20 protein-coding genes and 1 pseudogene are annotated in these 21,879 nt (G+C 61.1%); 9 read left to right on the forward strand and 12 right to left on the reverse strand.

All coding sequences use genetic code 11. The features are described from left to right. Positions 1 to 3 precede the first annotated feature (3 nt). Positions 4 to 1,212 carry a cellulose binding domain-containing protein gene (locus FZX13_RS10980; protein ID WP_226409597.1) on the reverse strand — a complete coding sequence of 403 codons (1,209 nt, stop codon included), beginning with the start codon at positions 1,210 to 1,212 and terminating at the stop codon, positions 4 to 6. 118 nt (positions 1,213 to 1,330) lie between these two features. Here FZX13_RS10980 and FZX13_RS10985 point away from each other — a divergent pair. Further along, a pseudogene (locus FZX13_RS10985) lies at positions 1,331 to 1,672 on the forward strand (RluA family pseudouridine synthase); the annotation flags it as partial. A 209-nt stretch (positions 1,673 to 1,881) separates the two neighbouring features. Here the strand turns inward: FZX13_RS10985 and FZX13_RS10990 are convergent. Beyond that, positions 1,882 to 3,522, reverse strand: a complete 1,641-nt coding sequence (locus FZX13_RS10990; protein WP_226409598.1) for an ABC transporter ATP-binding protein — start codon at positions 3,520 to 3,522, stop codon at positions 1,882 to 1,884. 20 nt (positions 3,523 to 3,542) lie between these two features. Between FZX13_RS10990 and FZX13_RS10995 the strand changes: the two genes are divergently transcribed. Further along, positions 3,543 to 5,876 (forward strand): bifunctional (p)ppGpp synthetase/guanosine-3',5'-bis(diphosphate) 3'-pyrophosphohydrolase, encoded by a 2,334-nt coding sequence (locus tag FZX13_RS10995; RefSeq protein WP_226397420.1) that lies wholly within the window; start codon positions 3,543 to 3,545, stop codon positions 5,874 to 5,876. On the opposite strand, the gene FZX13_RS11000 is transcribed toward FZX13_RS10995, so the two are convergent. Continuing rightward, positions 5,873 to 6,346, reverse strand: a complete 474-nt coding sequence (locus FZX13_RS11000; RefSeq protein WP_226409599.1) for a DUF2062 domain-containing protein — start codon at positions 6,344 to 6,346, stop codon at positions 5,873 to 5,875. The two genes, FZX13_RS10995 and FZX13_RS11000, sit on opposite strands and share 4 nt — an antisense overlap. A gap of 54 nt (positions 6,347 to 6,400) precedes the next feature. Between FZX13_RS11000 and mnmE the strand changes: the two genes are divergently transcribed. Continuing rightward, positions 6,401 to 7,753, forward strand: coding sequence for a tRNA uridine-5-carboxymethylaminomethyl(34) synthesis GTPase MnmE (gene mnmE / locus FZX13_RS11005; RefSeq protein ID WP_226409600.1), 1,353 nt, complete (start codon positions 6,401 to 6,403; stop codon positions 7,751 to 7,753). Positions 7,754 to 7,776: 23 nt separating this feature from the next. Beyond that, positions 7,777 to 8,628: a carboxylating nicotinate-nucleotide diphosphorylase gene (gene nadC / locus FZX13_RS11010; protein WP_226409601.1), complete on the forward strand. Its 852-nt coding sequence runs from the start codon at positions 7,777 to 7,779 to the stop codon at positions 8,626 to 8,628. On the opposite strand, the gene FZX13_RS11015 is transcribed toward nadC, so the two are convergent. Then, positions 8,625 to 9,056, reverse strand: coding sequence for a cupin domain-containing protein (locus FZX13_RS11015; protein WP_226409602.1), 432 nt, complete (start codon positions 9,054 to 9,056; stop codon positions 8,625 to 8,627). The genes nadC and FZX13_RS11015 overlap by 4 nt on opposite strands. A gap of 121 nt (positions 9,057 to 9,177) precedes the next feature. On the opposite strand from FZX13_RS11015, the gene argS reads away from it, so the two are divergent. Then, a complete protein-coding gene (argS, locus tag FZX13_RS11020; protein WP_226409622.1) occupies positions 9,178 to 10,950 on the forward strand; it encodes an arginine--tRNA ligase in 1,773 nt (590 codons plus the stop codon). A 362-nt stretch (positions 10,951 to 11,312) separates the two neighbouring features. On the opposite strand, the gene FZX13_RS11025 is transcribed toward argS, so the two are convergent. After that, entirely contained in the window at positions 11,313 to 12,488 is a 1,176-nt protein-coding gene (locus tag FZX13_RS11025) for a hypothetical protein (protein ID WP_226409603.1), read from the reverse strand. A 972-nt stretch (positions 12,489 to 13,460) separates the two neighbouring features. Between FZX13_RS11025 and FZX13_RS11030 the strand changes: the two genes are divergently transcribed. Next, positions 13,461 to 14,579 carry a histidinol-phosphate transaminase gene (locus tag FZX13_RS11030; protein WP_226409604.1) on the forward strand — a complete coding sequence of 373 codons (1,119 nt, stop codon included), beginning with the start codon at positions 13,461 to 13,463 and terminating at the stop codon, positions 14,577 to 14,579. Then, positions 14,576 to 15,559 carry an asparaginase gene (locus FZX13_RS11035; protein ID WP_226409605.1) on the forward strand — a complete coding sequence of 328 codons (984 nt, stop codon included), beginning with the start codon at positions 14,576 to 14,578 and terminating at the stop codon, positions 15,557 to 15,559. Before FZX13_RS11030 ends, FZX13_RS11035 begins: the two co-directional genes overlap by 4 nt. On the opposite strand, the gene FZX13_RS11040 is transcribed toward FZX13_RS11035, so the two are convergent. The 6 genes from FZX13_RS11040 to prfB all read right to left on the reverse strand — a co-directional run bounded on the left by FZX13_RS11040 (position 15,543) and on the right by prfB (position 19,243). After that, entirely contained in the window at positions 15,543 to 16,265 is a 723-nt protein-coding gene (locus tag FZX13_RS11040; protein WP_226409606.1) for an MBL fold metallo-hydrolase, read from the reverse strand. The genes FZX13_RS11035 and FZX13_RS11040 overlap by 17 nt on opposite strands. 35 nt (positions 16,266 to 16,300) lie before the next feature. Continuing rightward, positions 16,301 to 16,894 (reverse strand): aminodeoxychorismate/anthranilate synthase component II, encoded by a 594-nt coding sequence (locus tag FZX13_RS11045; protein ID WP_115024508.1) that lies wholly within the window; start codon positions 16,892 to 16,894, stop codon positions 16,301 to 16,303. Between the two features lie 18 nt (positions 16,895 to 16,912). Continuing rightward, positions 16,913 to 17,320 (reverse strand): diacylglycerol kinase family protein, encoded by a 408-nt coding sequence (locus FZX13_RS11050; RefSeq protein ID WP_226409623.1) that lies wholly within the window; start codon positions 17,318 to 17,320, stop codon positions 16,913 to 16,915. A gap of 122 nt (positions 17,321 to 17,442) precedes the next feature. Beyond that, positions 17,443 to 17,943, reverse strand: a complete 501-nt coding sequence (gene ybeY / locus FZX13_RS11055) for an rRNA maturation RNase YbeY (protein ID WP_226409607.1) — start codon at positions 17,941 to 17,943, stop codon at positions 17,443 to 17,445. A gap of 2 nt (positions 17,944 to 17,945) precedes the next feature. After that, on the reverse strand, positions 17,946 to 18,110 hold the full coding sequence (locus FZX13_RS11060) for a DUF3285 domain-containing protein (protein ID WP_115024505.1): 165 nt from the start codon (positions 18,108 to 18,110) through the stop codon (positions 17,946 to 17,948). 4 nt (positions 18,111 to 18,114) lie between these two features. Continuing rightward, positions 18,115 to 19,243 (reverse strand): peptide chain release factor 2 gene (gene prfB, locus FZX13_RS11065; protein WP_115024503.1). Its coding sequence is split into 2 segments (ribosomal slippage): positions 18,115 to 19,167 and positions 19,169 to 19,243, totalling 1,128 coding nucleotides; the frame shifts between segments, so codons are not numbered across the junction. Between the two features lie 77 nt (positions 19,244 to 19,320). On the opposite strand from prfB, the gene grxC reads away from it, so the two are divergent. Together grxC and gshB are read left to right on the forward strand one after the other, a co-directional pair. After that, on the forward strand, positions 19,321 to 19,578 hold the full coding sequence (grxC, locus tag FZX13_RS11070; protein WP_226409608.1) for a glutaredoxin 3: 258 nt from the start codon (positions 19,321 to 19,323) through the stop codon (positions 19,576 to 19,578). Between the two features lie 3 nt (positions 19,579 to 19,581). Further along, positions 19,582 to 20,505: a glutathione synthase gene (gshB, locus tag FZX13_RS11075; RefSeq protein WP_226409609.1), complete on the forward strand. Its 924-nt coding sequence runs from the start codon at positions 19,582 to 19,584 to the stop codon at positions 20,503 to 20,505. Here the strand turns inward: gshB and FZX13_RS11080 are convergent. Then, the gene (locus FZX13_RS11080; protein WP_226409610.1) at positions 20,472 to 21,878 is read right to left on the reverse strand and encodes an isochorismate synthase MenF; all 1,407 of its coding nucleotides are present in this window, start codon (positions 21,876 to 21,878) and stop codon (positions 20,472 to 20,474) included. The genes gshB and FZX13_RS11080 overlap by 34 nt on opposite strands. Position 21,879 lies beyond the last annotated feature (1 nt).

Below are 21,879 nucleotides of genomic sequence, written 5' to 3' on the forward strand. Positions count from 1 at the left end.
AGATCAAACCACCGTGATGCTGCCTCCTGCCAGCAAAAGTTGCTCTGTGAGCGGGATGTTGACGTTGTCTGTGATCCCCGTCATCGCGTTGAACCCCACCTCGATGGTTTGCCCAGGGGCGATCGATTGGCCCCAGTCAACCCCGGAAATTTCATAGCGATAGCCGCCGCCTTTGCGGACCTGACTGTTCACGTTCACACCCCAGGCTTCTCCGTTGAAGCGATGGTCACTGATGAACTCCACCCCCCAGTGCTCCAGGGCTTGATCGCCGGTGTTGGTCACGGCCAGTGATGCCGTGAGTCCACCCCACCAAAGTTGACCTCGAACGTCCACCTCTACCCCTGTGATCGCATCTGAGCTGTGGGTGCTGGATGTCGAGATGGTTGGTTCAGTTGCCCTTCTGTTTCCCGCCTCTTTTGGTGAGGGGAGGTCCGGTTGAGTTGGAGTTGCAGCAACACTTGTTCCCAGGCGGTTGAGATTGCTCTCGAGGGGGGCTCCCAGGACAACCATGCTTTGGAAGTAATTGATCACCGTGTTGTCGCTCACATTCAGTGCCGGCCATTGCGGCCAATCGAAGGTGTCGTTCATGAAGGGCTGACGTTGATCCCAGCCCAGAACAGTCAGGTGGTTGATGTCATGGGCGATGGCACCGCTTTCGATCGGCAGGAAGCCGTGGGTGCGGCCATGCATCCACCCCCCGTAATGGGGCTCCATCTTGAGGGTGTTGATAAAGGCCTCCTGCAGGCCTTCGCTGATTAGAAAATCGGCGAAACCGTCATGGCTCACCTCGCGAACCATGGCCATCACTGCATCGCTGCTGCCCTGGCGTGCTGTGCGTTGTAGGTCGGCGAGAAGCTCTGGATTGAAGGAGCTGTCAGCGATCCAACCAACCTTCGCGCCTTGCATGGCGTACCAGAGCCCAACGCCCTGCAGGTCGTTGCCCCAGGCTTCTGCATTGTTCGTGAGCCCTTCTGCAAAGGCCCAGCGGCCGACATCTTCGATGGAGACTGCGTTGAGGCCTGCAAACGCGCGCAGGCCGTTGTAAGCCACAAGGGCTTCGGTGGTGATTGGTGTGCGTCCCCCTACGAGTTCGTTGTGCTCGGAGTTGTGATTCGAGGCGTGAAAGCTTCCCCAGTGGGTGATGTCGATGAAGTCGGAGCTTGTGCCGCCGACGTGCGCATGCCTGGTGGACGCGTGATGGGTGTTCTCCATGTCACAGGGATTGATTGATCCACCATCAGTTCAACCAAGACCTGTGACTCACACATGACTCCCGGAAGTGGCTGATGTGACTGGAGCTAACTGTCAGGCGTCGGGCTGATGGTCTAACAAATACGCCGTGGTGAGCACTGAAAACGGCCGTTACGCCTGCACCCACTGGACCCTGGTGGAGCGTCTCGGGTACTACTCCCTCCTGCGCTTCAAGCTCGACACCGGACGGACCCACCAGATTCGCGTCCACTGCGCCCACATCAATCACCCCGTGGTGGGGGATCCCACCTACAGCCGCTGCCGCAAATTGCCGATCGAACTGCCCGGCCAAGTGCTGCATGCCGTGCAGTTGGGGCTGGACCACCCCATCAGTCGCGAACGGATGGTGTTTGAGGCACCCCTTCCGCCTGTGATGGAGAAGTTATTGGGGGTGTTGCGGCGGCGCGCCGCGTCGGGTTGATGGGGAGAGTTGCCGGTTCAGGGGCGCACTGGACAAGTGCTGAATCCGCTTTTTGATGGTGAATAATCCACAGGCCGATCGATGGTCATACGGGTTCGTTGCAACAGAACTTGGGTCTCCGCATTGATCCGTTCCGTGCGCCGTGAGGTGCTTCCTGCTTCCTTGCGCCGGCACCTGATCGTGGTTGACCTTTCAAAGACTGCTTGAGTTCAGCGGGGCAGCCGCGGACAGGCCTCCACGAGGACCTGGCTGATCGGTGCCTGAGGCGCGCTGAAGATCCGGTCCCCTGGGCCCTCCTCAACCACCTTCCCCTTGTCCAGCACCATCACCCGGTGACAGAAGCCACTGGCCACCGAGAGGTCGTGGGTGATGAACACGATCGCGAGGCCCAGCTCCTGCTGCAGCTCCCTCAATAGGCCCAGAACATCCGCCTGCACTTCCGCATCAAGCATGCTGACGCTCTCATCGCAGATCAGCACCTTGGGCTTCAAGGCCAGGGCCCGCGCGATCGCCACCCGCTGTTGCTGGCCACCGGAGAGCTGCTTTGGCAGGCGCTCCTGAAACTGTTCTGCCGGGCTGAGTCCGACCCGTTCCAGCAGGCGTCGGGCTTCCTCCCGGGCTGCAGCTTTGGAGCAGATGCCATGGATCAGCAATGGATCGGCGATGGCATCAGCCACCTGCAGGGCGGGGTTCAGGCAGGCCAGAGGGTCCTGAAACACCATCTGAAGGGCCCGACGGGCTGACCGCAGCGCTTCTCCGCGGAGGCTCAGCAGAGCCTGGCCGAGCAGGTCGACCCGTCCGCCGCGGATGGGATTGAGCCCCATCAATGCCCGGCAGAGGGTGCTTTTGCCACAGCCTGATGCTCCGACAACTCCAAGACTTTCCCCGGCCCTGAGCTCGAAACTCACTCCATCCACTGCCTTAAGCCAGATAGGAGACCAAGGCGCGCCACCCACGGCATGCCAGCAGCGCAGTTCCTCCACCTTCAGCACGCTGCTGTTGTCGGGACGTGCCGGCGACCTCCCACCTTCCCGGGCCTGTGCTGCGGCGACCAGGCGTTGCCCCACGGACGACTTCGGCCTGGTGAGCAGCTGATGGCTGGGGCCATCCTCCACCTTGCGTCCGTTGTCGAGCATCGCCATGCGGTCGCACCAGCGGGCGGCCATGGCCAGGTCATGGCTGATCAGCAGCAAGGCACTGCCCAGTTCTTTGCAGAGACCGCTGAGCTCGGCCATCACCTGCCCTGCTACAGCCACATCCAGGCTGGTGGTGGGTTCATCGGCGATCAGCAGCGGCGGTTCCAGGGCAATCGCCAGGGCAATGGCCAGGCGTTGTCGCATGCCACCGCTGAGCTCATGGGGGTAGGCGCGGAAGCGGTTGGCACCGATGCCCACCCGCTCCAGTAGCTCTCGGGCCCGTTCTTGGTGGGCCGTGTTGCTGGTGTCAGGCCGGTGGGCCTTGAGGGTGTCGATCAGATGTCCTCCAACGGTCATCAGCGGATTCATCCGCGTCATCGGGTCCTGGAACACCAGGCCCACGGCCTCACCGCGCAGCTGTCGCAACTGCGGTCGCCTGAGCTGGCGTGGATCTTGGCCGGTTAAGTCCAGTCGTCCTTCACAGACGGTTCCCCGCGGCAGCAGCTGCATCACGGCGCGGGCCACGGTGCTTTTGCCGCATCCGGAAGATCCCACCAAGGCCAGGGTCTCCCCGGGCTCGAGGCTCAAATTCAGCCCATCCAGCGTCCAGCACTCACTGCCGGGGTAGCGCAGTCGCAGCTGTTCGAGTTCCAGAACAGGCCGGCCCATGAACAGTGCGGCAGGAAAGACGGGAGGTCCTGCACTGAATACCATGGATTGATCCGCTGGGTCGGATGCTCAACGCCGCCTCAACACCCAAAGAGCCCCGAACCAGCACTGGTTCGGCTGCGGTGGCGTGTGTGTTGCCAGAAGTCCGGCGCCATCCCATCCGCCATCCGGATGACTACGACATCTCTCTGCCGGACTGGTTGAGGGAGTGCATCGCCAATGTGCCGCCTGGCATCGGTCAGAGCTGCCCTACGGATTCCGAGGCGCTGCTGGTGTCGGCCTTCGATTTCGGTTTTCAGCTCCACGAGGGACAGTTCCGGGCCAGTGGTGACCCCTACATCGTTCATCCGGTGGCGGTGGCGGATCTGTTGCGGGATATCGGCGCCAGTGCCCCCGTGATTGCTGCTGGGTTCCTCCATGACGTGGTCGAGGACACCGACGTCACCCCCGATCAGATCGAGCAGTACTTCGGTTCAGAGGTGCGTGAACTGGTGGAGGGTGTGACCAAGCTCGGCGGAATTCACTTCAACGACCGCACGGAAGCGCAGGCGGAGAACCTGCGGCGGATGTTCCTGGCGATGGCCAGCGACATCCGCGTGGTGTTGGTGAAGCTGGCGGACCGGTTGCACAACATGCGCACCCTTGGTGCTCTGAAGGAGGAGAAGCGCCAGCGGATCGCCCGTGAAACGCGTGAGATCTATGCACCCCTCGCCAACCGGCTCGGCATCGGCCGCTTCAAGTGGGAGCTGGAGGATCTGGCGTTCAAATTGCTGGAACCGGAGGCCTTCCGTGAGATTCAAGAGGAGGTGGCCACCAAGCGCAGCGAGCGGGAGGAACGGCTCGGTGTCACGGTGGGGCTGCTGAATGAGCGGCTGGAACGAGCTGGCTTAGAGCACTGCGAGGTGACGGGTCGTCCCAAGCATCTCTATGGCATCTGGAGCAAGATGCAGCGTCAGCAGAAGGAGTTCAACGAGATCTACGACGTGGCGGCGTTGCGGATTCTCACCACCAATGTCGAAAGCTGTTACCGCGCGCTGGCGGTGGTTCACGACACCTTTCGTCCCATTCCTGGTCGGTTTAAGGACTACATCGGGTTGCCGAAACCCAATGGGTATCAATCCCTCCATACGGCGGTCATCGGTCGGCATCGCCCGATCGAAGTGCAGATCCGCACCCTTGAGATGCACCATGTGGCCGAATTCGGGATTGCGGCCCATTGGAAATACAAGGAAGGAGGCTCTCCGGCCAGCAGCAGCAGTGATGCGGAGCGGTTCAACTGGCTGCGCCAGCTGGTGGATTGGCAACAAGAAGGAGGGAATGACGATCACAACGACTACCTCTCGTCGATTAAGGAAGACCTATTTGACGAAGAGGTGTTCGTGTTCACGCCGAAGGGTGATCTGCTCGGTTTGCGCAAAGGGGCAACCGCTGTCGACTTCGCCTATCGCATCCACTCCGAAGTGGGCGACCACTGCCATGGCGTCCGCATCAATGATCGGCTCTGCCCCCTGGCCACACCGCTGCAAAACGGTGATTTCGTTCAGGTGCTCACCAGCAAGACGGCTCACCCCAGCCTGGATTGGTTGAACTTTGTGGCCACGCCCACGGCCCGCAACCGCATACGCCAGTGGTACAAGCGCAGCCACCGTGACGAAACGATTGAGCGGGGCAAGGATCTGCTGGAGCGGGAGCTGGGGCGTGATGGCTTCGATGCCCTGCTGAACAGTGAGGCGATGCAGCGGGTGGCGCAACGCTGCAATGTGCCTACCACCGAGGATCTGTTGGCGTCACTGGGGTTCGGTGATGTCACGCTGCAGCAAGCGCTCAATCGTCTGCGGGAGGAGATGCGCCTGCTGGCGGAACAGCAGCAGGCCCCGCCCAGCAACGAAGAGGTGGCGATGGCTCTGGTGCCATCGCGAGATGTGGCGCCGGATCGTTCTGGAGGTGAAGGGGCGATCCTGGGGCTGGAGGGATTGGATTACCGCCTCGGTGGCTGCTGCAGCCCGCTGCCGGGCGAGTTGATCGTGGGCACTGTTGCCCTCGGCAACCACGGCATCACCATTCACCGGCAGGACTGCTCCAATGTGGAGACGATTCCGCGGGAACGGCGTTTACCCGTGCGTTGGAACACCACCCACGCTGAACGGGAGAAGCAACGCTTCCCCGTGCAGCTGCGGATCGAAGTGATCGATCGCGTCGGCATCCTCAAAGACATCCTGATGCGCCTCTCTGATGGCGCCATCAACGTCAGTGATGCCAGGGTGACCACGGCAGCGGGCCGGCCAGCCCGCATTGATCTACGGGTTGAGTTGGATGGTGCGGATCAGCTTAGTCGCACCATGGACCAGATCCGCTCGATGGCGGATGTGATCGGAATTGCCCGGGTGGGCACGGGCTAGAGACTTCTGCGCACAACAGGATGGGCCCCGCGCCGCAGAAACAGGCGGTAGGCCATCCATCCGCTGGCGATGGCCAGCACCATCCCCACAACGGTCGAGCCCAGCAGGATGCGTTGGGTGAAGTCCCATCCCTGGGACCACAGGCTGCTGCGATTGAGCTCCGCCAGGTTGATCGCGCCTCGGCCAGGGCCCAGCAGCTGACAGCCCACCAGATAGTTGAACCAGTAGAGGGGCAGATAGGTGAGGGGATTGCTCACCAGGGTCCCTGCTGCGGCGAGAAGGTGGTTACCACGCACCACGCTGGCGACGCCCACGCTGAGGAAGATCTGCAGCCCGAAGAAGGGGTAGCAGCCGCAGAACACGCCGGCGGCTAGGCCGCGGGCCCGTTGGCCTGGTGTTCCTTCCTGTTTCCACAGCCAGAGGACCCCGCGGCGCATTCGGAGGCGACTGAGGCGCAGCAACCGGCGCATGAACCCAGCGGAAGACGGCTGGATCCTAGGTATGGATCATCAGCGGCGACTGCTGTGCCCAGCACCGACACGATTGCGGCGGTGGCCACCGCGGTGGCTCCAGGTCAGGGCGGGATTGCTGTGATTCGTCTCTCCGGGCCTGCTGCGGAAGCGGTGGGGCGCCGCGTTGTGCACTACCCGGGCCGGCAGGAGTGGGCATCGCATCGGGTGGTGTATGGCCACGTGATCGACGGCGAGGGCCGGCATCTCGATGAAGTGCTGCTGCTGCTGATGCGGGGCCCGCGGAGCTTCACCGGCGAAGACGTTGTGGAGATCCATTGCCACGGCGGGGTGATCGCCGTGCAGCGGGTGCTGGAACGGGTGCTGGGGCAGCCGGGTGTGCGTCGGGCCTTGCCTGGCGAGTTCAGCCAACGGGCGGTGCTCAACGGTCGGCTCGACCTCACCCGCGCCGAGGCGGTGAGTGAGCTGGTGGCGGCCCGCAGCCGCCGGGCGGCCGAGTTGGCGATGGCGGGCCTTGATGGCGGGATCCAGGCCCAGATCACAGATCTACGGGAACGGCTGCTCGACCAGCTCACCGAGCTGGAGGCTCGGGTGGATTTCGAGGAGGATTTACCCCCTTTGGATGGCGATGCCTTGCTGCAGCAGCTGCAAGCCGTGCGGCTGGAGCTTCAGCAGCTTGTGCGGGATGGAGAGCGGGGAGATGCCCTGCGCCAGGGCCTGCGGGTGGCGCTGGTGGGTCGCCCCAACGTGGGCAAGAGTTCACTGCTCAATCGTCTGAGCCGCCGCGAGCGGGCGATCGTGACCGATCTGCCGGGTACCACCCGGGATCTGCTGGAGAGCGAGATCGTGCTGGAGGGGGTGCCGATCACCCTTCTCGACACCGCCGGCATCCGCAGCACCGACGATGCGGTGGAGCAGCTGGGGATTGCCCGCAGCGAGGAAGCTTTGGCCACGGCTGATGTGGTGCTGTTGGTGCTGGACGGCCATGCGGGCTGGACCGCCGAAGATGCAGCCTTGCTGGCGCGCATCCCTGAGCAGATTCCCAGGATCCTTGTCGCCAACAAGGCGGATCTCCCTGCGGGTTCGTTCCCCCAGCCGGTGGATGTTCAGCTGTCCGCGTTGGAGGGCACGGGTGAAGCGGCCCTGGTGCAGGCCCTGCTTGAGCGTTGTGGTGCGGCAGGAACCGACGGCATGTTGGTGGCGCTGAACCAACGTCAGCGTGATCTCGCCGCCCGGGCTGCCGAGGCCCTGGCCCGCAGCCAAGAGGTGGCAGCGCAACAGCTGCCCTGGGACTTCTGGACCATCGACCTGCGGGAGGCAATCCGATCTCTGGGGGAGATCACCGGGGAAGAGCTCACCGAAGCGGTTCTGGATCGGGTGTTTTCGCGCTTCTGCATCGGAAAATAGATGCATCGGACTTCAGGAACCGTTTGGACTGGCAATCCCCGGCACTCACCGCTGCGTTGGAGACCTGGCTGGAGGAAGACATTGGGCGCGGTGATCTGACGGCTGCTGCGTTGCAGGGCCAGCAGGGTCAAGCCCATTGGGTCGCCAAACAGGTGGGGCGGTTTTGCGGTGGCCCGTTGGTGCAGCGCTTGTTTCAGCGCCTTGATCCTGGGGTGAGCGTGAATTTGCTGCGGGAGGAAGGCGCCGCCGTCGCTGAGGGCGAATGCCTGCTGGAGCTGCATGGACCTGCAACGGCTTTGGTGGCAGGAGAACGCACTGCCTTGAATCTGGCCATGCGGCTGTCGGGCATTGCCACGGCCACTGCTGAGCTCGTGGCTCAGCTCCAGGGCACGGGTGTGCGTCTTGCCGACACCCGCAAGACCACGCCTGGGCTTCGCCTGCTGGAGAAATACGCGGTGCGTTGCGGCGGCGGCATCAACCACCGCATGGGGCTCGATGACGCCGCCATGCTCAAGGAGAACCACATCGCCTGGGCGGGGGGCATCACGGCGGCAATTGCGGCCGTGCGCGAGCAGGCGCCCTGGCCCACGTCCGTGATTGTGGAAGCAGAGACCGACGCCCAGGCGATGGAAGCAGTTCAGGCGGGCGCCAATGGAGTGCTCCTTGATGAGTTCACCCCCCAGCAGCTCAGTGCCCTGGTGCCTCGCCTGCGTGACTGCAGCTCCCGCGGGGTGGTGCTTGAGGCCTCGGGCATTCAGCCCGAACAGCTGCAGGCCTACGCCGCCACCGGGATCGATCTGATCTCCACCAGTGCGCCGGTTACCCGCAGCCGCTGGCTGGACCTGAGCATGCGCTTTTCCTCTCCAGAGCGTTAACCCCCGTTGGAGAGAGGCGCCCAGGAAGGGCTGGTTTCCACCTGAAGCAGCAGCAGCATGGCGTCCTCCGAGCCGACCGTCCACGACCGGTGACCTCGACCAGCGCGCGTGCCCTGGTCGCCTCCAAAAGACAGATCACCGGGCCCCATCGTCACGGTCTGTCCGTCCATGGTTTCAACGGCCCAGGAGCCCTGGAGCGGCACGATCCATTGGGGTTTCGGATTTTCATGCCAGTCGTAGATGCCTCCTGCAGGCAGCACCAGGGTGATGAGGGTGGTTGTTTCCGTGCCATGGCGGGCTGACCAAAGAGGAGCAGCACCAGCCGCGAAGTTGGCGAATTCATGGCCCTCCAAGGCATGCCTTGACTGCCTGCTGATGCCGTCGTTATCCACCCAGACGCGCCAGTAGGGAATGGTTGGTGATGCCATGACGGACCTGTGATCGCTCCCTCGCTTTAGCGGTGGGGAGAGGGGGCGTGCCCCCGTTGACATTCCTCGGTTGACAGTGCCGCGGGATGATCGGGGGCTGACCTTGTCACCGCTGCCCTCCATGCTGCGCATCGCCCAGGCCCTCGAAACCCAGTTGCGCGGTGCCATGCAACGGGCCTTCCCTGAGGCGGAAGCGGTGCTGGATCCCCAGCTGGCACCGGCGAGCAAGCCGGAATTTGGCGACTTTCAAGCCAACGCTGCTCTGCCCCTAGCCAAGCCGCTGAAGCAGGCCCCACGGCAGATCGCCACGGAGATTGTGGAGCAGCTGCAGGCTGATACGGGCTTCACGGAACTGTGCCTGGAACCCCAGATCGCCGGGCCTGGTTTCATCAACCTCACGATTCGCCCGGAGCGGTTGGCGGCGGAGGTGTCGGTGCGGCTGGGGGACGAGCGGCTCGGCGTGCCGGCGGTGACGAACAAGGCACCGGTGGTGGTCGACTTCTCGAGCCCCAACATCGCCAAGGAGATGCATGTGGGGCATCTGCGCTCCACGATCATTGGCGATTCGCTGGCGCGGGTGCTGGAGTTCCGTGGCCATCCCGTGCTGCGCCTCAATCACGTGGGCGACTGGGGCACCCAGTTCGGCATGTTGATTACCCATCTCAAGCAGGTGGCGCCGGAAGCACTGGAGACCGCCGATGCGGTGGATCTCGGAGACCTGGTGGCCTTCTACCGCGAGGCCAAGAAGCGCTTCGATGACGATGAAGCCTTCCAGTCCACCTCCCGCGATGAGGTGGTGAAGCTGCAGGGGGGCGATCCGGTGTCGCTCAAGGCCTGGGGCCTGCTCTGCGATCAGTCGCGGCGTGAGTTCCAGAAGATCTACGACCGGCTCGACATTCGCCTGAGTGAGCGCGGAGAATCGTTCTACAACCCCTTCCTGCCCGCGGTGATCGATGGGCTGAAGGCTGCCGAGTTGCTGGTCACCGATGACGGTGCCCAGTGCGTGTTCCTTGAAGGTGTGCAGGGCAAGGACGGCAAGCCCCTGCCGGTGATCGTGCAGAAGAGCGATGGCGGCTTCAACTACGCCACCACTGATTTGGCTGCAATCCGCTACCGCTTTGGTGCGGCTCCGGAGGGGGATGGTGCCCGCCGTGTTGTGTACGTCACCGATGCCGGCCAGGCGAACCATTTCGCCGGGGTGTTTCAGGTGGCCGAACGGGCCTGCTGGATCCCTGAAGGCGCTCGCCTCGAGCACGTGCCCTTTGGCCTGGTGCAGGGGGAAGACGGCAAGAAGCTCAAGACCCGCGCGGGTGACACGGTGCGTCTGCGGGATCTGCTCGATGAAGCCGTCGAGCGCGCCGAGACCGATCTGCGCTCACGCCTGAAGGAGGAGGAGCGCAGCGAGTCGGAGGAGTTCATCCAGCATGTGGCGGGAACCGTGGGTTTGGCGGCGGTGAAATACGCCGACCTGAGCCAGAACCGGATCACCAACTACCAGTTCTCCTTCGATCGGATGCTGGCGTTGCAGGGCAACACGGCGCCCTATCTCCTCTATGCCGTCGTGCGCATCGCCGGCATCGCCCGCAAGGGGGGCAACCTTGCCGCCACCACCGCACAACTGCAGTTCAGTGAGCCCCAGGAGTGGGCCCTGGTGCGGGAGCTGCTCAAGTTCGACGCCGTGATTGCTGAGGTGGAGGAGGAGCTTTTGCCCAACCGGTTGTGCAGCTATCTGTTCGAGCTCAGCCAGGTGTTCAACCGCTTCTACGACCAGGTGCCGGTGCTCAAGGCCGATCCTGAAGCGTTGGCATCTCGCCTTGCCCTCTGTCGTTTAACGGCCGACACCCTCAGACTGGGGCTCGGACTGCTGGGCATCGCCACCCTGGAGCGTATGTGAGGAATTGCCCTCTACTTTTTCTTACAGAGGATTGTTTGGCGGCTCGAAATTCTAGGCTTATTTCGCTAACGTTTGTGAAACTTCCTCGATCTCTTGTTCTCGCTGGAAGGTTTTAATGTTTCCGCATTGTAATGCTCGCTTTCACGGTTGCTGATCCCTGCAATTATCGAGCCTATGTCAGTTTGCATGACCTAGGCACGAATCATGCATTTGCCTTTTTTTAATTTATTGAGTTTGATGGAGTCATGAGGTTTAGCGTGATTTGCTTCTTGTTAATAAGTGGTTGCTAAATTCCTGTATTTTTGTGAGTACGTGGTTGACCTTGATTGTCTTTGGCTGAATAATTAATTAAATTAATTCCCTCAAAATATGAATTGCCCCATACTTGTAAAGTCATTGCTTTGCTTTAGCTGCTCGCTTGAAAAGTAGTCATTAGATTTTAGGTAAGCGAAATAAGCTGTGGCCGCTTTCTCCTTCATTTTTTTGCCATTAAAGGCTAGTAAATATTCTTCAAACCCGGGCTTCAGACTATCGTTGTATTCTATTATTATTCTTTTAAATAGCTGATAAGCTTCTTGATTGAAAGAAGGTAAAATGTCTTTCACGTTTGTGAAACACTTCCCGTCCCAAGAGGCAGGTTGATGCTGATTTTCTAGAAAATCAGCAGAGTTTAATTTTAATTGCCCGGATAGGATTTTGTTGGCGGATGAAATATACTCTATATTGTTGAAAAGTATTGCCTCTCTGATCTCGGCTTTTAGCTCCAGCTTGGTGCCAAGCTTCTTGAGAGCATTAATCTGGCGAAATAGCTTTAACAAAATTTTACTAGATGGCATGAATTGGTTATCAAAATCACTCAAAAAATCACGGCGATACTCTTGAAGCAAAACCGTTTGTTCTGCCGTGATGCTTTCATTTTTTGAAGGCCATTTTTTTACCTCGATGTTTTCTTGAGTAATTGATTTAATCTTTTCAATAAAGTCTGCTACTACGTCGCCTTTAAAAAGCGTTTCTCTGTCAAAAGCCGTGCCAAGAAAGTTTGATGATCCCGTGAATTGCTGCCATGTCGTCAATGGAGATATTATATTTCTCTTGAAGGTGAGTGGGTTTAAGATTTTGTGACTCGCTTTAATTTTTTGCTGAGTATTTGAAAGGTAAAATTCATCAGGGTTTCTTACGTAAACGATACAATATATTTCTGTAAAAGTAATCCCCAAGCAGTCGATCGTTTTTTTGATATCATCTGGGTGTAGGTTAAAAAAGTATTCTGAAGATAAAATGATGTAACTTGGTTCAAGCTGTTTTGCTAGATATTTTATTTTTGCTATTGTGCTTTCCATTCGCTCCACCAAAAGCTTGTCTTTGTCTTTGGAGACCCGATGGCGTTTTCCTGATAGGTAGCTGAGTGTATTGTGGTTTGGGCCTTCGCAGTAATAAAGTATGTTTTTTTCAAGTAGTTTTTTGCTCGATTCTTTTAGCATCTTTTGGATTGAGCTAGATCCTGTTTTTTCTTCGCCGCAGTGCAGGATGAGTTTCATGCTTGGTTAGCGTTCGCTTAGTGGATGAATAAGTCTATGTTAACTGGGGTTTGCATGTCTTCGGTATGTATGTGGAGATTCAATGGTTAGCTCTAAGTGTAATTGGGTTTTGCTAAATAGCCATATTATGTCTGTTATTTCTTGAAAATGGTTGTAGTGACGGCCGATTCTATTCTGACATGCGATGTTCTTCCGATTGCGGCATTAGCTTGTGGTGTTTTCTGTCGCTCATCGTGCTATTGCGCAGGTCTTGTTGTCTGTATCCATAATCGGCTTTCTTGGATCGCCCTTGAGGCCGCCCGAGTATCTGAGTGGTTCCCGGCAGTGCTAAAGGTGAGCATGATCTCCTTCTGTGTTTGGTTGGGTTAGTGCGGCAATATGATTATGATCTCTGCTGGGTCTAGTTGTGTTTTGGGATCTCGATAAAGGCGTTAAGTGTGATGAATTCGATCTTTGCTGTAGATGAGGAATGAGCTCCGCACCATGAGGAAGACATTAGTCTCTATTGTCGCTGGAGTTTCTTGAGTGGAGGTGGTGAAGTGCGCCGACCTAGAATGAGGCCTGTTTTTCTTGGCCAGATCTCGCAAGATTGGATGCTTGGCCTGCAGAGGGACTCGGTGAATTATCTGCTCTTAGCGGCCCTTATGTTTTATGTATGTGTGTGCAAGATTGGTGGCATTGGTGCTAGCGCCACTGAGCAATACGAGTTCTGTTAATTTCAAGAATAGCCTTTCGTGAGGTATTTTTAATTTTTGATAATGTGGTCTCCTTAAAGGGAAGGAGTTGCTTTGCGGTTTATACGCATCGACTGCTTCATGCTCACGCATGACCTCTTTCGCCCCTCCCCTACTAAGGTCAAGCTCTTAAACCAGATTCTGAGCGTCTAGCTTTGACTTCGCTCCGCTGTCGTTTAACGGCCGACACCCTCAGACTGGGGCTCGGACTGCTGGGCATCGCCACCCTGGACCGCATGTGAACGACAACATCCAACCGTTCACGCCCAGTGGCGCTCCGGCGGCCCGCGCCGCCGTTGAGCAGCTGAAGGCCTACAGCGCGCCGTTGGAGGGCCGCCGGGCGATGTTGCGGCTGGATTTCAACGAGAACACGATTGGCCCCAGCCCCCTGGTGGCCCAGGCGCTGCGCAACTTCAGTACTGAGGAGATTGCCGTTTATCCGGAGTACGACGGCCTGCGGGAAGCGTTGCTCCAGAACCTGCTGGAAACCGGCTGCCGGCCGGGCTTGAAGCCTGATCAGTTGGGCCTGTTCAATGGTGTGGATGCCGCTATCCATGCGGTGTTTCAGGCCTATGGCGATGCCGGTGAGACGTTGCTGACGACAGTGCCCACCTTCGGGTACTACAGCCCCTGCGCCGGGATGCAGGGCATGACGATCGAGGCGATCCCCTACCAAAGCGAGACGTTCGACTTTCCCCTGGCGGCTATTCAGGAGGCATTGGCGGCTCGCACGCCGCGGTTGTTGTTGATCTGCAACCCGAACAATCCCACCGGCACGCGCTTGGTGGCAGAAGAGGTGATCGCCCTGGCGGCCTCTGCGCCGGGCACGCTGGTGGTAGTGGATGAGCTTTACGAGGCTTTCACCGGAGACAGCGTGCTGCCGAGTGCAGATTTCACGGCCACACCAAATCTTTTGGTGTTCCGCTCTTTGGCCAAAACGGCTGGTTTGGCGGGCCTGCGGATTGGCTTTGCCATTGGCCACGCCGATGTTGTCGATCGGGTCAGCCGTGTCACGGGCCCCTACGACGTCAACAGCGTGGCCGTGGCCGCGGCGTTCGCCGCTTTAGCGGATCAGTCGTATGTGGATGCCTATGTGGCTGAAGTGCTGCGGGCCCGCGATTGGACCCTGCAGGCCCTGCGGGACGCGGGGGTACGGCACCACTGCGACGGCGGCAACTATCTACTGATTTGGCCCCAGCGCCCTGTGGCTGAGGTGGATGCGGCGCTGAGGCTGGCTGGAATCTTGGTGCGCTCGATGGCGGGCAAGCCCCTCATTGATGGTTGTTTTCGGGTGAGCATCGGCACCACCAGCCAGATGCAGCGCTTCATGGAGGCGTTCCTCCCTATGGAGCGATGAACCGTTTGCTGCTGCTGGCCACCGGCGGCACCATCGCCGGTTGTGCATCCGACAGTGCAACGCTGAACGAATACACCGCTGGGGTGCTGGGGGGTGATGCCCTGCTGGCGGCGGTGCCGCAGCTGCAGGGTTTGGCCACGATCAGCGTCGAGCAGGTCGCCAATGTCGACAGCGCTGATCTGCTCTTTGAGCATTGGCGCGCGCTGGTGGATCGCATTCGTGATGCCTTTGCTGCGGACCCAGAGCTGGCCGGGGTGGTGATCACCCATGGCACCAACACGTTGGAGGAGACCGCCTGGTTGCTGCAGCTGTTGATCGACGATCCCCGGCCCGTGGTGCTGGTGGGGGCGATGCGGCCAGCCACGGCCCTCAGTGCCGATGGGCCGCTCAACCTGTTTCAAGGCGTGCAGGTGGCCTTGAGCAGCGAAGCCCGCGGCCACGGCATTCTGGTGGTGATGGATGGCCAGATCCATGGCGGTCGCGCTGTCACCAAGGTGGCTACCCAGGGGGTCGGGGCCTTTGCCAGTCCCGTCAGCGGGCCGCTGGGTTGGGTGGATGACGTTGGCGTTCATCTGCCGACGGCGAGCGGATCCCGGCAGGTGCCCTTCGCAGGGCTCGCGTTACCCGAGCAATGGCCCCAGGTGCCCATCGTTTACGGGTGTGTGGAGCCCGAGCCGCTCCTGCTCACCGCATGCCTCAACGCCGGTGTTTCGGGCTTGGTGCTTACCGGCACGGGTGCCGGCCAGTTGTCGGCGGGCGAATGCCGAGTGTTGGAGGCGTGGGCTGGCCCACGACCGTTGATGCTGCGGGCCAACCGCTGTGGGTCTGGACCCGTGCATCGCCATGCCCAGGACGAACGGCTCGGGCTGCTGCCGGCAGGGAGCCTGAATCCCCAGAAAGCTCGGGTGTTGGTGTTGTTGGCTTTGCTGGCCGGCTGGAACCGTGTTGAGCTGGCTGCGCTGATTACTGCATCACCGTGATCACGGTGGTGTCGTCGAGGTTGCCCGGCAGGGTTTGCGACCGGCCAACACGGCGTACTGCGGTTCCGCCCATGGCATCGAGGAAGGGCTGCACACCTTCTTGATCACACCCTTCAGGGGCGTCTCCATTGACGTACTGCACTGGAATCACGCGTTTGGGGTTCAACTGACTCACCACCGCCGCGGCTTCCTCGGCGTTGTAGATCTTGCTGCCACCGCCAACGCCGATGATCAGCACATCGGGGTTGCCCAGCAGCACCCGGTCGGCGGCGGTGAGCTCTCCAGCGGTGGCACCGAGGTGGGCAAAGCTGAGGCCCCCTTGCTGCCAGCGCCAGATGGTGGCATTGCCAAAGCGGCGTCCGCCCATCCGGTCGTGGGGGCTGGCAAAGCCCTCCAGGCTTAGGCCACCGATGCGATACGACCCCGGTTGTGCCAGAAAGCGGCCACCGGCGATGTCGCTGGCCCCTTCATCGGCGAGTTCGGAGTTGGCCAGAACGACGCCGGCCGTCAGCTGCGGTTCCGGCAGGCCTGCGGCACAACCGACTGCCTTGTAAGGGTTAAGCAGCACCGACTGGCCGCCGCCTTGGATCAGCAGGGCCCGTTGCCCGTAGCTGCTGATCGACACCCCACTGCCCGCCAAGGCTGGAGAGGTCAGGCTCAGTGCCAGGCCTGCAGCGGCGGTCACAGCGGAACGCAGGACGGACATGGGCGGAGATGAACTTGCTCTGGACGCTAACAGCGTTATCCCTCGGCTTCCCGCAGGAAGTTGGCCAGCAGTTGGTGGCCTTGATCGGTCAGCACGCTTTCGGGATGGAACTGCACCCCCTGCAGGTGGTGATGCTCCCGGTGCCGCAGGCCCATGATCGTCCCGTCCTCAAGCCAGGCGGTTACCTCAAGGCAGTCCGGCAGGGTTTCGCGCTCGGCGATGAGGGAGTGGTAGCGGGTGGCCGTCAGCGGTTGGGGCAGGCCTGCGAACACGCCGTCGCCTTTGTGCAGCACAGGCGAGGTCTTGCCATGCATCTGCTGCTGGGCTCGCACCACCCGGCCGCCGTGCACTTGGGCGATGGCCTGATGGCCCAAACACACCCCCAGCGTGGGCACCGTTGCTGAGAGTTCTTGGAGGATATCCAGACAGACGCCCGATTGATCTGGGTCCCCCGGGCCGGGCGACAACAAGATCGCGTCGGGGTTCAGGGCCCTGATCTGCTCAAGGCTGATGGCGTCATTGCGATGCACCTGCAGATCCGCCGCCAGCGGATGCTGGGCGGCCAGCTCACCGAAGTACTGCACCAAGTTGAAGGTGAAGCTGTCGTAGTTGTCGATGACCAGCAGCATCTGCGTGCGAATCGGGAGTCAGAGCCCCAGGCGGAGCAAGAGCGGCGGAAGCAGGAGAAACACAGCGATCAATAAAGAGCTGATGGCGGCTGTCAGCACAGCTGCAGCAGCACAGTCTTTGGCGATGCGGGCCAATGGGTGATAACGCCGGCCAATGGCCAGATCCACCACCGCTTCCATCGCTGTGTTCAGCAGCTCCAACACCAGAACGGCCGCCACCGTAAGCACCAGAACGGCCAGGCGGATCAGATCCAGTTGAAGCCAGGCGGCGAGACCAAACACCACCAGCCCCGTCACCACATGGATACGGAAGTTGCGCTGGGTGACGAAGGCGTAGCCGAGGCCTTGAGCGGCGTAGCGAAAGCTTGCTGGCAGATCGCCAGCGATGCGCCAGCTGCCCCGTCGTCGCATTCCGTTGGGCACCATGGCCACTTCCTCCGCTGCTGCGTCTGCGGATGGTGTCCGGGGCGATTCGCTGGTCATCGGAACGGAATTCGGCATCCGCAGGGCGAACGCCCGCTCATCGAAGCCTACCCGGGTTGTCCAGATCACCCATCCTCAAGAAGCCTCTCCTGCAGGGCGAGCATCGCGGCGAGGCTGTCGTCATCGGGATGGTCCCAGCCCAGCAGGTGCAGCAGGCCATGGCTCACGAGCCAGTGCAATTCCCGCTTCAGGCTGTGCCCCTGCTCTTGGGCCTGACGCCGGGCCGTCTCCAGAGAGACCACGATGTCCCCGAGTTCGACGCTGGGTCCGTCCATCCAGTCGCCGGCGTCGTCGAGAGCCGCAAAAGACAACACATCCGTGGGGCCCGTTTTCTGGCGCCAGGTGCTGTTCAACGCCGCGATGCTGGCGTCATCGGTGAAGCGCAGCCCCAGGCTCAGTTCATCCGCTGTGCGCACCAGGGTCGGACAGTCCAGGCGCGAATCCCCGCAAACTGTGCTCAGCCAATGCTCCAGCTGCTGGATCCAGGCTGTCTCGTCGAGCAGGTCGGAGGCGTCGCAGGGATCTAGCGGCGCCTCGTTTCGATCCAATGCGAGGTCGAGCTCCATGCCTAGCCCGGCAGGGTCGGTCGACCTAACCAAGCCACAAGGGTGATGAAGCCGAGGAATCCCATGGCGGTGAGGCCGAGGTGAAACAGGCTCTTGCTGCCCTTGCGCACCATGTTGCGCATCGCCTGTTTGATGAAGCTCGGCGGTGGAGTGCTGTCGGAGGCCATGGGATCAGGAATCGGTGTCGGCGCCGGGGCTGTCGACACCTTGGCGCAGAGACGCGTCGATGAAGGGGTCGAGGGCCCCATCCATCACCGCTTGCACATCGTTGGTTTCTTCATTGGTGCGCAGGTCTTTCACCATTTGGTATGGCTGAAACACGTAGTTGCGGATCTGGTTGCCCCAGGCCGCCTCAACGATGTCGCCGCGGATGTCGGCGATTTCGGCCGCCCGTTGCTCCTGGGCGATCACGAGCAATTTGGCCATCAGCAACGCCATCGCCTTCTCCTTGTTCTGGAGCTGGGAGCGCTCCTGGGTGCAGCGCACAAATAGCCCGGTGGGGATGTGAAGGATGCGCACAGCCGTTTCCACCTTGTTCACGTTCTGGCCACCGGCGCCGCCCGAGCGGCTGGTGGTGATCTCCAGGTCCTTTTCAGGAATGTCGAGCTTGACGTCCTCCTCGATCTTGGGCATCACCTCCACACCGGCAAAGCTGGTCTGGCGCTTGTCGTTGGCGTTGAACGGTGAGATGCGCACCAGGCGATGGGTACCTTTCTCGTTGCGCAGGTAGCCGTAGGCATAGCGCCCTTCGATCTCGATCGTGCAGCTCTTGATCCCGGCTTCTTCCCCTTCGGAGAGTTCGTCGACGGTCACCTTCATGCCGTGGTCTTCGGCCCAACGGGTGTACATGCGCAGCAGCATCTGCGCCCAGTCCTGGGCATCCGTTCCACCGGCTCCTGCATTGATGCTGAGGACGGCCCCCTCCTTGTCGTATTCGCCGCATAGCAAGCGCTCGAGTTCCCAGCGATCCAGCCCCTGGCGCAGTTGGTTCAGGCCGTTCTGGGCTTCCTGTAGCAGGTCTTCGTCGGGCTCCAGCTCGTAGAGCTCAAGGGTGGCCTTGGCATCGTCCACAGCCCCACTCCATCCGGCCAGCTGACTCAGCTGTGCCTTCACCTCGTCCAGGCGCCGCATCTGCTTCTGGGCGTTCTGCTGGTCATCCCAGAAATCAGGCTGGGCGGCGAGTTGCTCGAGATCTTGTTGTCGTGCGTTCAGTGCAGGAACGTCAAAGACAGTCCTGGGCATTGCCCAGGCGGTCAGTGAGCTCGGAGAGATCGCGTTTGAAGTCGGTGAGATCCAGCAAGAACTCGGCCCTGATCAGCTTCTGACGCTATCAGCGCAGTCGCTGCATAGGATCCGACCACTGGTATGACCAACGCAATGGCCAAGATTGAGATCTACACCTGGCGCACCTGCCCGTTCTGTGTCCGCGCCAAGGGACTCTTGGATCGCAAGGGGGTGAGCTACACCGAACACAGCGTGGATGGCGATGAGCCCGGCCGTGATGCCATGGCGGCGCGGGGTGATGGCCGCCGCAGTGTTCCTCAGGTGTACATCGATGATCGCCATATCGGCGGTTGCGATGACCTCCATGCCCTGGATCGTGCCGGCGAGCTCGATGCCCTGTTGAAGGCCTGATCGATGCGCCAGCTGTTTGTTCTGGATCCGCTGGGGCAGATCAATCCAGCCAAGGATTCTTCCGTTGCGCTGATGCAGGCCGCTCAGCGGGCCGGCGATGAGTTGTGGGCCTGCACGCCTTCCGATTTGATTGCCCGTGGGGATGAACCCCTCGCGCTCGCCCTGCCGGTGACGCCGGAGCCCTGGATCACGGTTGGGGTGGCTGAACGTCAGGCCCTGGCTGGCTTTGATGTGATCTGGATGCGCAAGGATCCGCCCGTGGATGAGGCGTATCTCTACGCCACCCATCTGTTGGAGGTGGCCGAGCGGGCTGGTGTTCGTGTGCTCAATCGCCCCAGTGCGCTGCGCAGCTGGAACGAAAAGCTGGGGGCGTTGCGCTTCAGCCGCTGGATGGCTCCCACGCTGGTGGCGGGGCGGGTGTCTGAATTGCTCTCATTTGCCCAGGAGCAGCAAGAAATTGTGCTCAAACCACTGGGGGGGCGTGCGGGCCTCGGGGTGATTCGGGTCAATGGGCAGTCGCCGGGCTTGAAGGCCCTACTGGAGCTGGTGACGGAGCAGGAGCGGTTGCCGGTGATGGCCCAGGCGTTCCTGCCGTCCGTGAGCGAAGGAGACAAGCGCATCCTGTTGGTGGATGGCGATCCCCTAGGAGCGATCAATCGGCGCCCTTCAGCGGGGGAATTCCGCAGCAATCTGGCCGTCGGTGGCCAGGCGGAGGCCACAGAACTCACCGACCGGGAACGTCAGATCTGCGCCGCCCTGGCCCCAGCGCTGCGGGCGGAGGGGCTCTTCTTTGTCGGCATCGATGTGATCGGCGGCATGCTCAGCGAAATCAACGTCACCAGTCCCACGGGGGTGCGTGAAGTGGAGCGGCTGATGAACCAGCCCCTGGCCGATCAGACGATCGAGCGGTTGCGTGTGCTGGTCTGAAGTTCCAGCTGGTCGGCCAGTACGGCCAGTTTCAGCCCCACTTCCTGCAGCTCTCGCTCGGCAACGGATCCCCGCACCAGACCGGCTCCAGCCGTGAGGTCCAGGTCGCAGCCCCGGGCATGACCACAGCGGATGGCCACCCGCAGTTCAGCATCACCGGCGCTGTCGATCCAACCGATCGGTGCCGCATAACTTCCCCGTTCAAAGGGTTCCAGGGTTCGCAACCAGGCCATGGCATCTCGGCGGGGCAACCCGGCAACGGCGGGTGTGGGGTGCAGTTGTTCGGCAAGCGACAACACGGGCTGACCGTGGGTTTCCGCCGTGATTGGGGTGTGCAGATGTGTCAGGTTGCCGTGCCGGGCCAGTTGGGGTTGCCAACGGCGTCGCGGGGAAAGTCCGTTGCGGCGCAGTTGGTCGGTGATGGTTTCCACCACCAGTTCGTGTTCGCGGCGGTCCTTGTCGGAGCGCAGCAGCTGAGCGCCGGAATCCCCCTGCCCAGCCGTACCGGCCAGGGCATCACTGCGCAGCCAACCGGCGCGAAGGCTGAGCAACCGTTCCGGGGATGCACCGAAGAAGGCATCCCCCGCATGGCGCTGCCAGAGGAACCGGCAGCTGCCGGCCTGTTGTCGCCGGAGCCGTTTCAACAGCGGTAAGGGGTCGAACGTTTCGGCCAAAACGATGCGGTGCTGCACGGCCAGCACCAGTTTGTGCAGGTCGCCGTTGTTGACCAGATCAATCCCGTGGGTGAGTGCTGCGGCGTAACGCTGCCGCCAGGTTTCCGGTTCCGTTGCCGCCACAAGCGCCTGGGGTTTGAGCGCTGTTGGCGTGGTTGGCGTCTGGAGCAGCTGTTCCTGCTTGAGCCAGAGCTGTTCTGCTAGCTCCCGGCAGTCCGCTGCACTGCTCACGATCCCGTTCAGCCGCAGCCAGCCGCGGCGTCCCTGACGGCTGAGTTGCCAGCGGGGCAGCACCGCATGCACTGAAGGAACCACCGCTTCACTTCGGCGGCGTTCACTCACCTGATCGAAGAAGCGGAAGCGCAGCAGCACCCGGGGGCGTGCATGGGCCGGGCTCTCCGGTGCGGTGTCATGCAGGCGGCTGAGGCAGAGGTCAGCGAAGCGTTGGGCCTGTTCAAAGCGACGACTGCCAGCCAGCTCCAGTTCCTGGCAGGGCCCTGCTGCAGCCAGGCAGAGGCCCGGGGCGCTGTCCCACAGCACCTGCAAGTTTTCCTGCTCCGCCAGCTGCGGCAAGGCCAGAAGCGGGTCGACCCCTGCGATCGGCAGGGCCAGGCTCAGCAGCGCTTCATCGCCGTCACAGGCCATCCATCCCCGCTGGGCTGCGGAGAGGAGGGAGCTGAAACAACAATCAGCCGACATC

The organism is Synechococcus sp. MU1625 (genome assembly GCF_020514205.1).
Taxonomy (GTDB): domain Bacteria; phylum Cyanobacteriota; class Cyanobacteriia; order PCC-6307; family Cyanobiaceae; genus Parasynechococcus.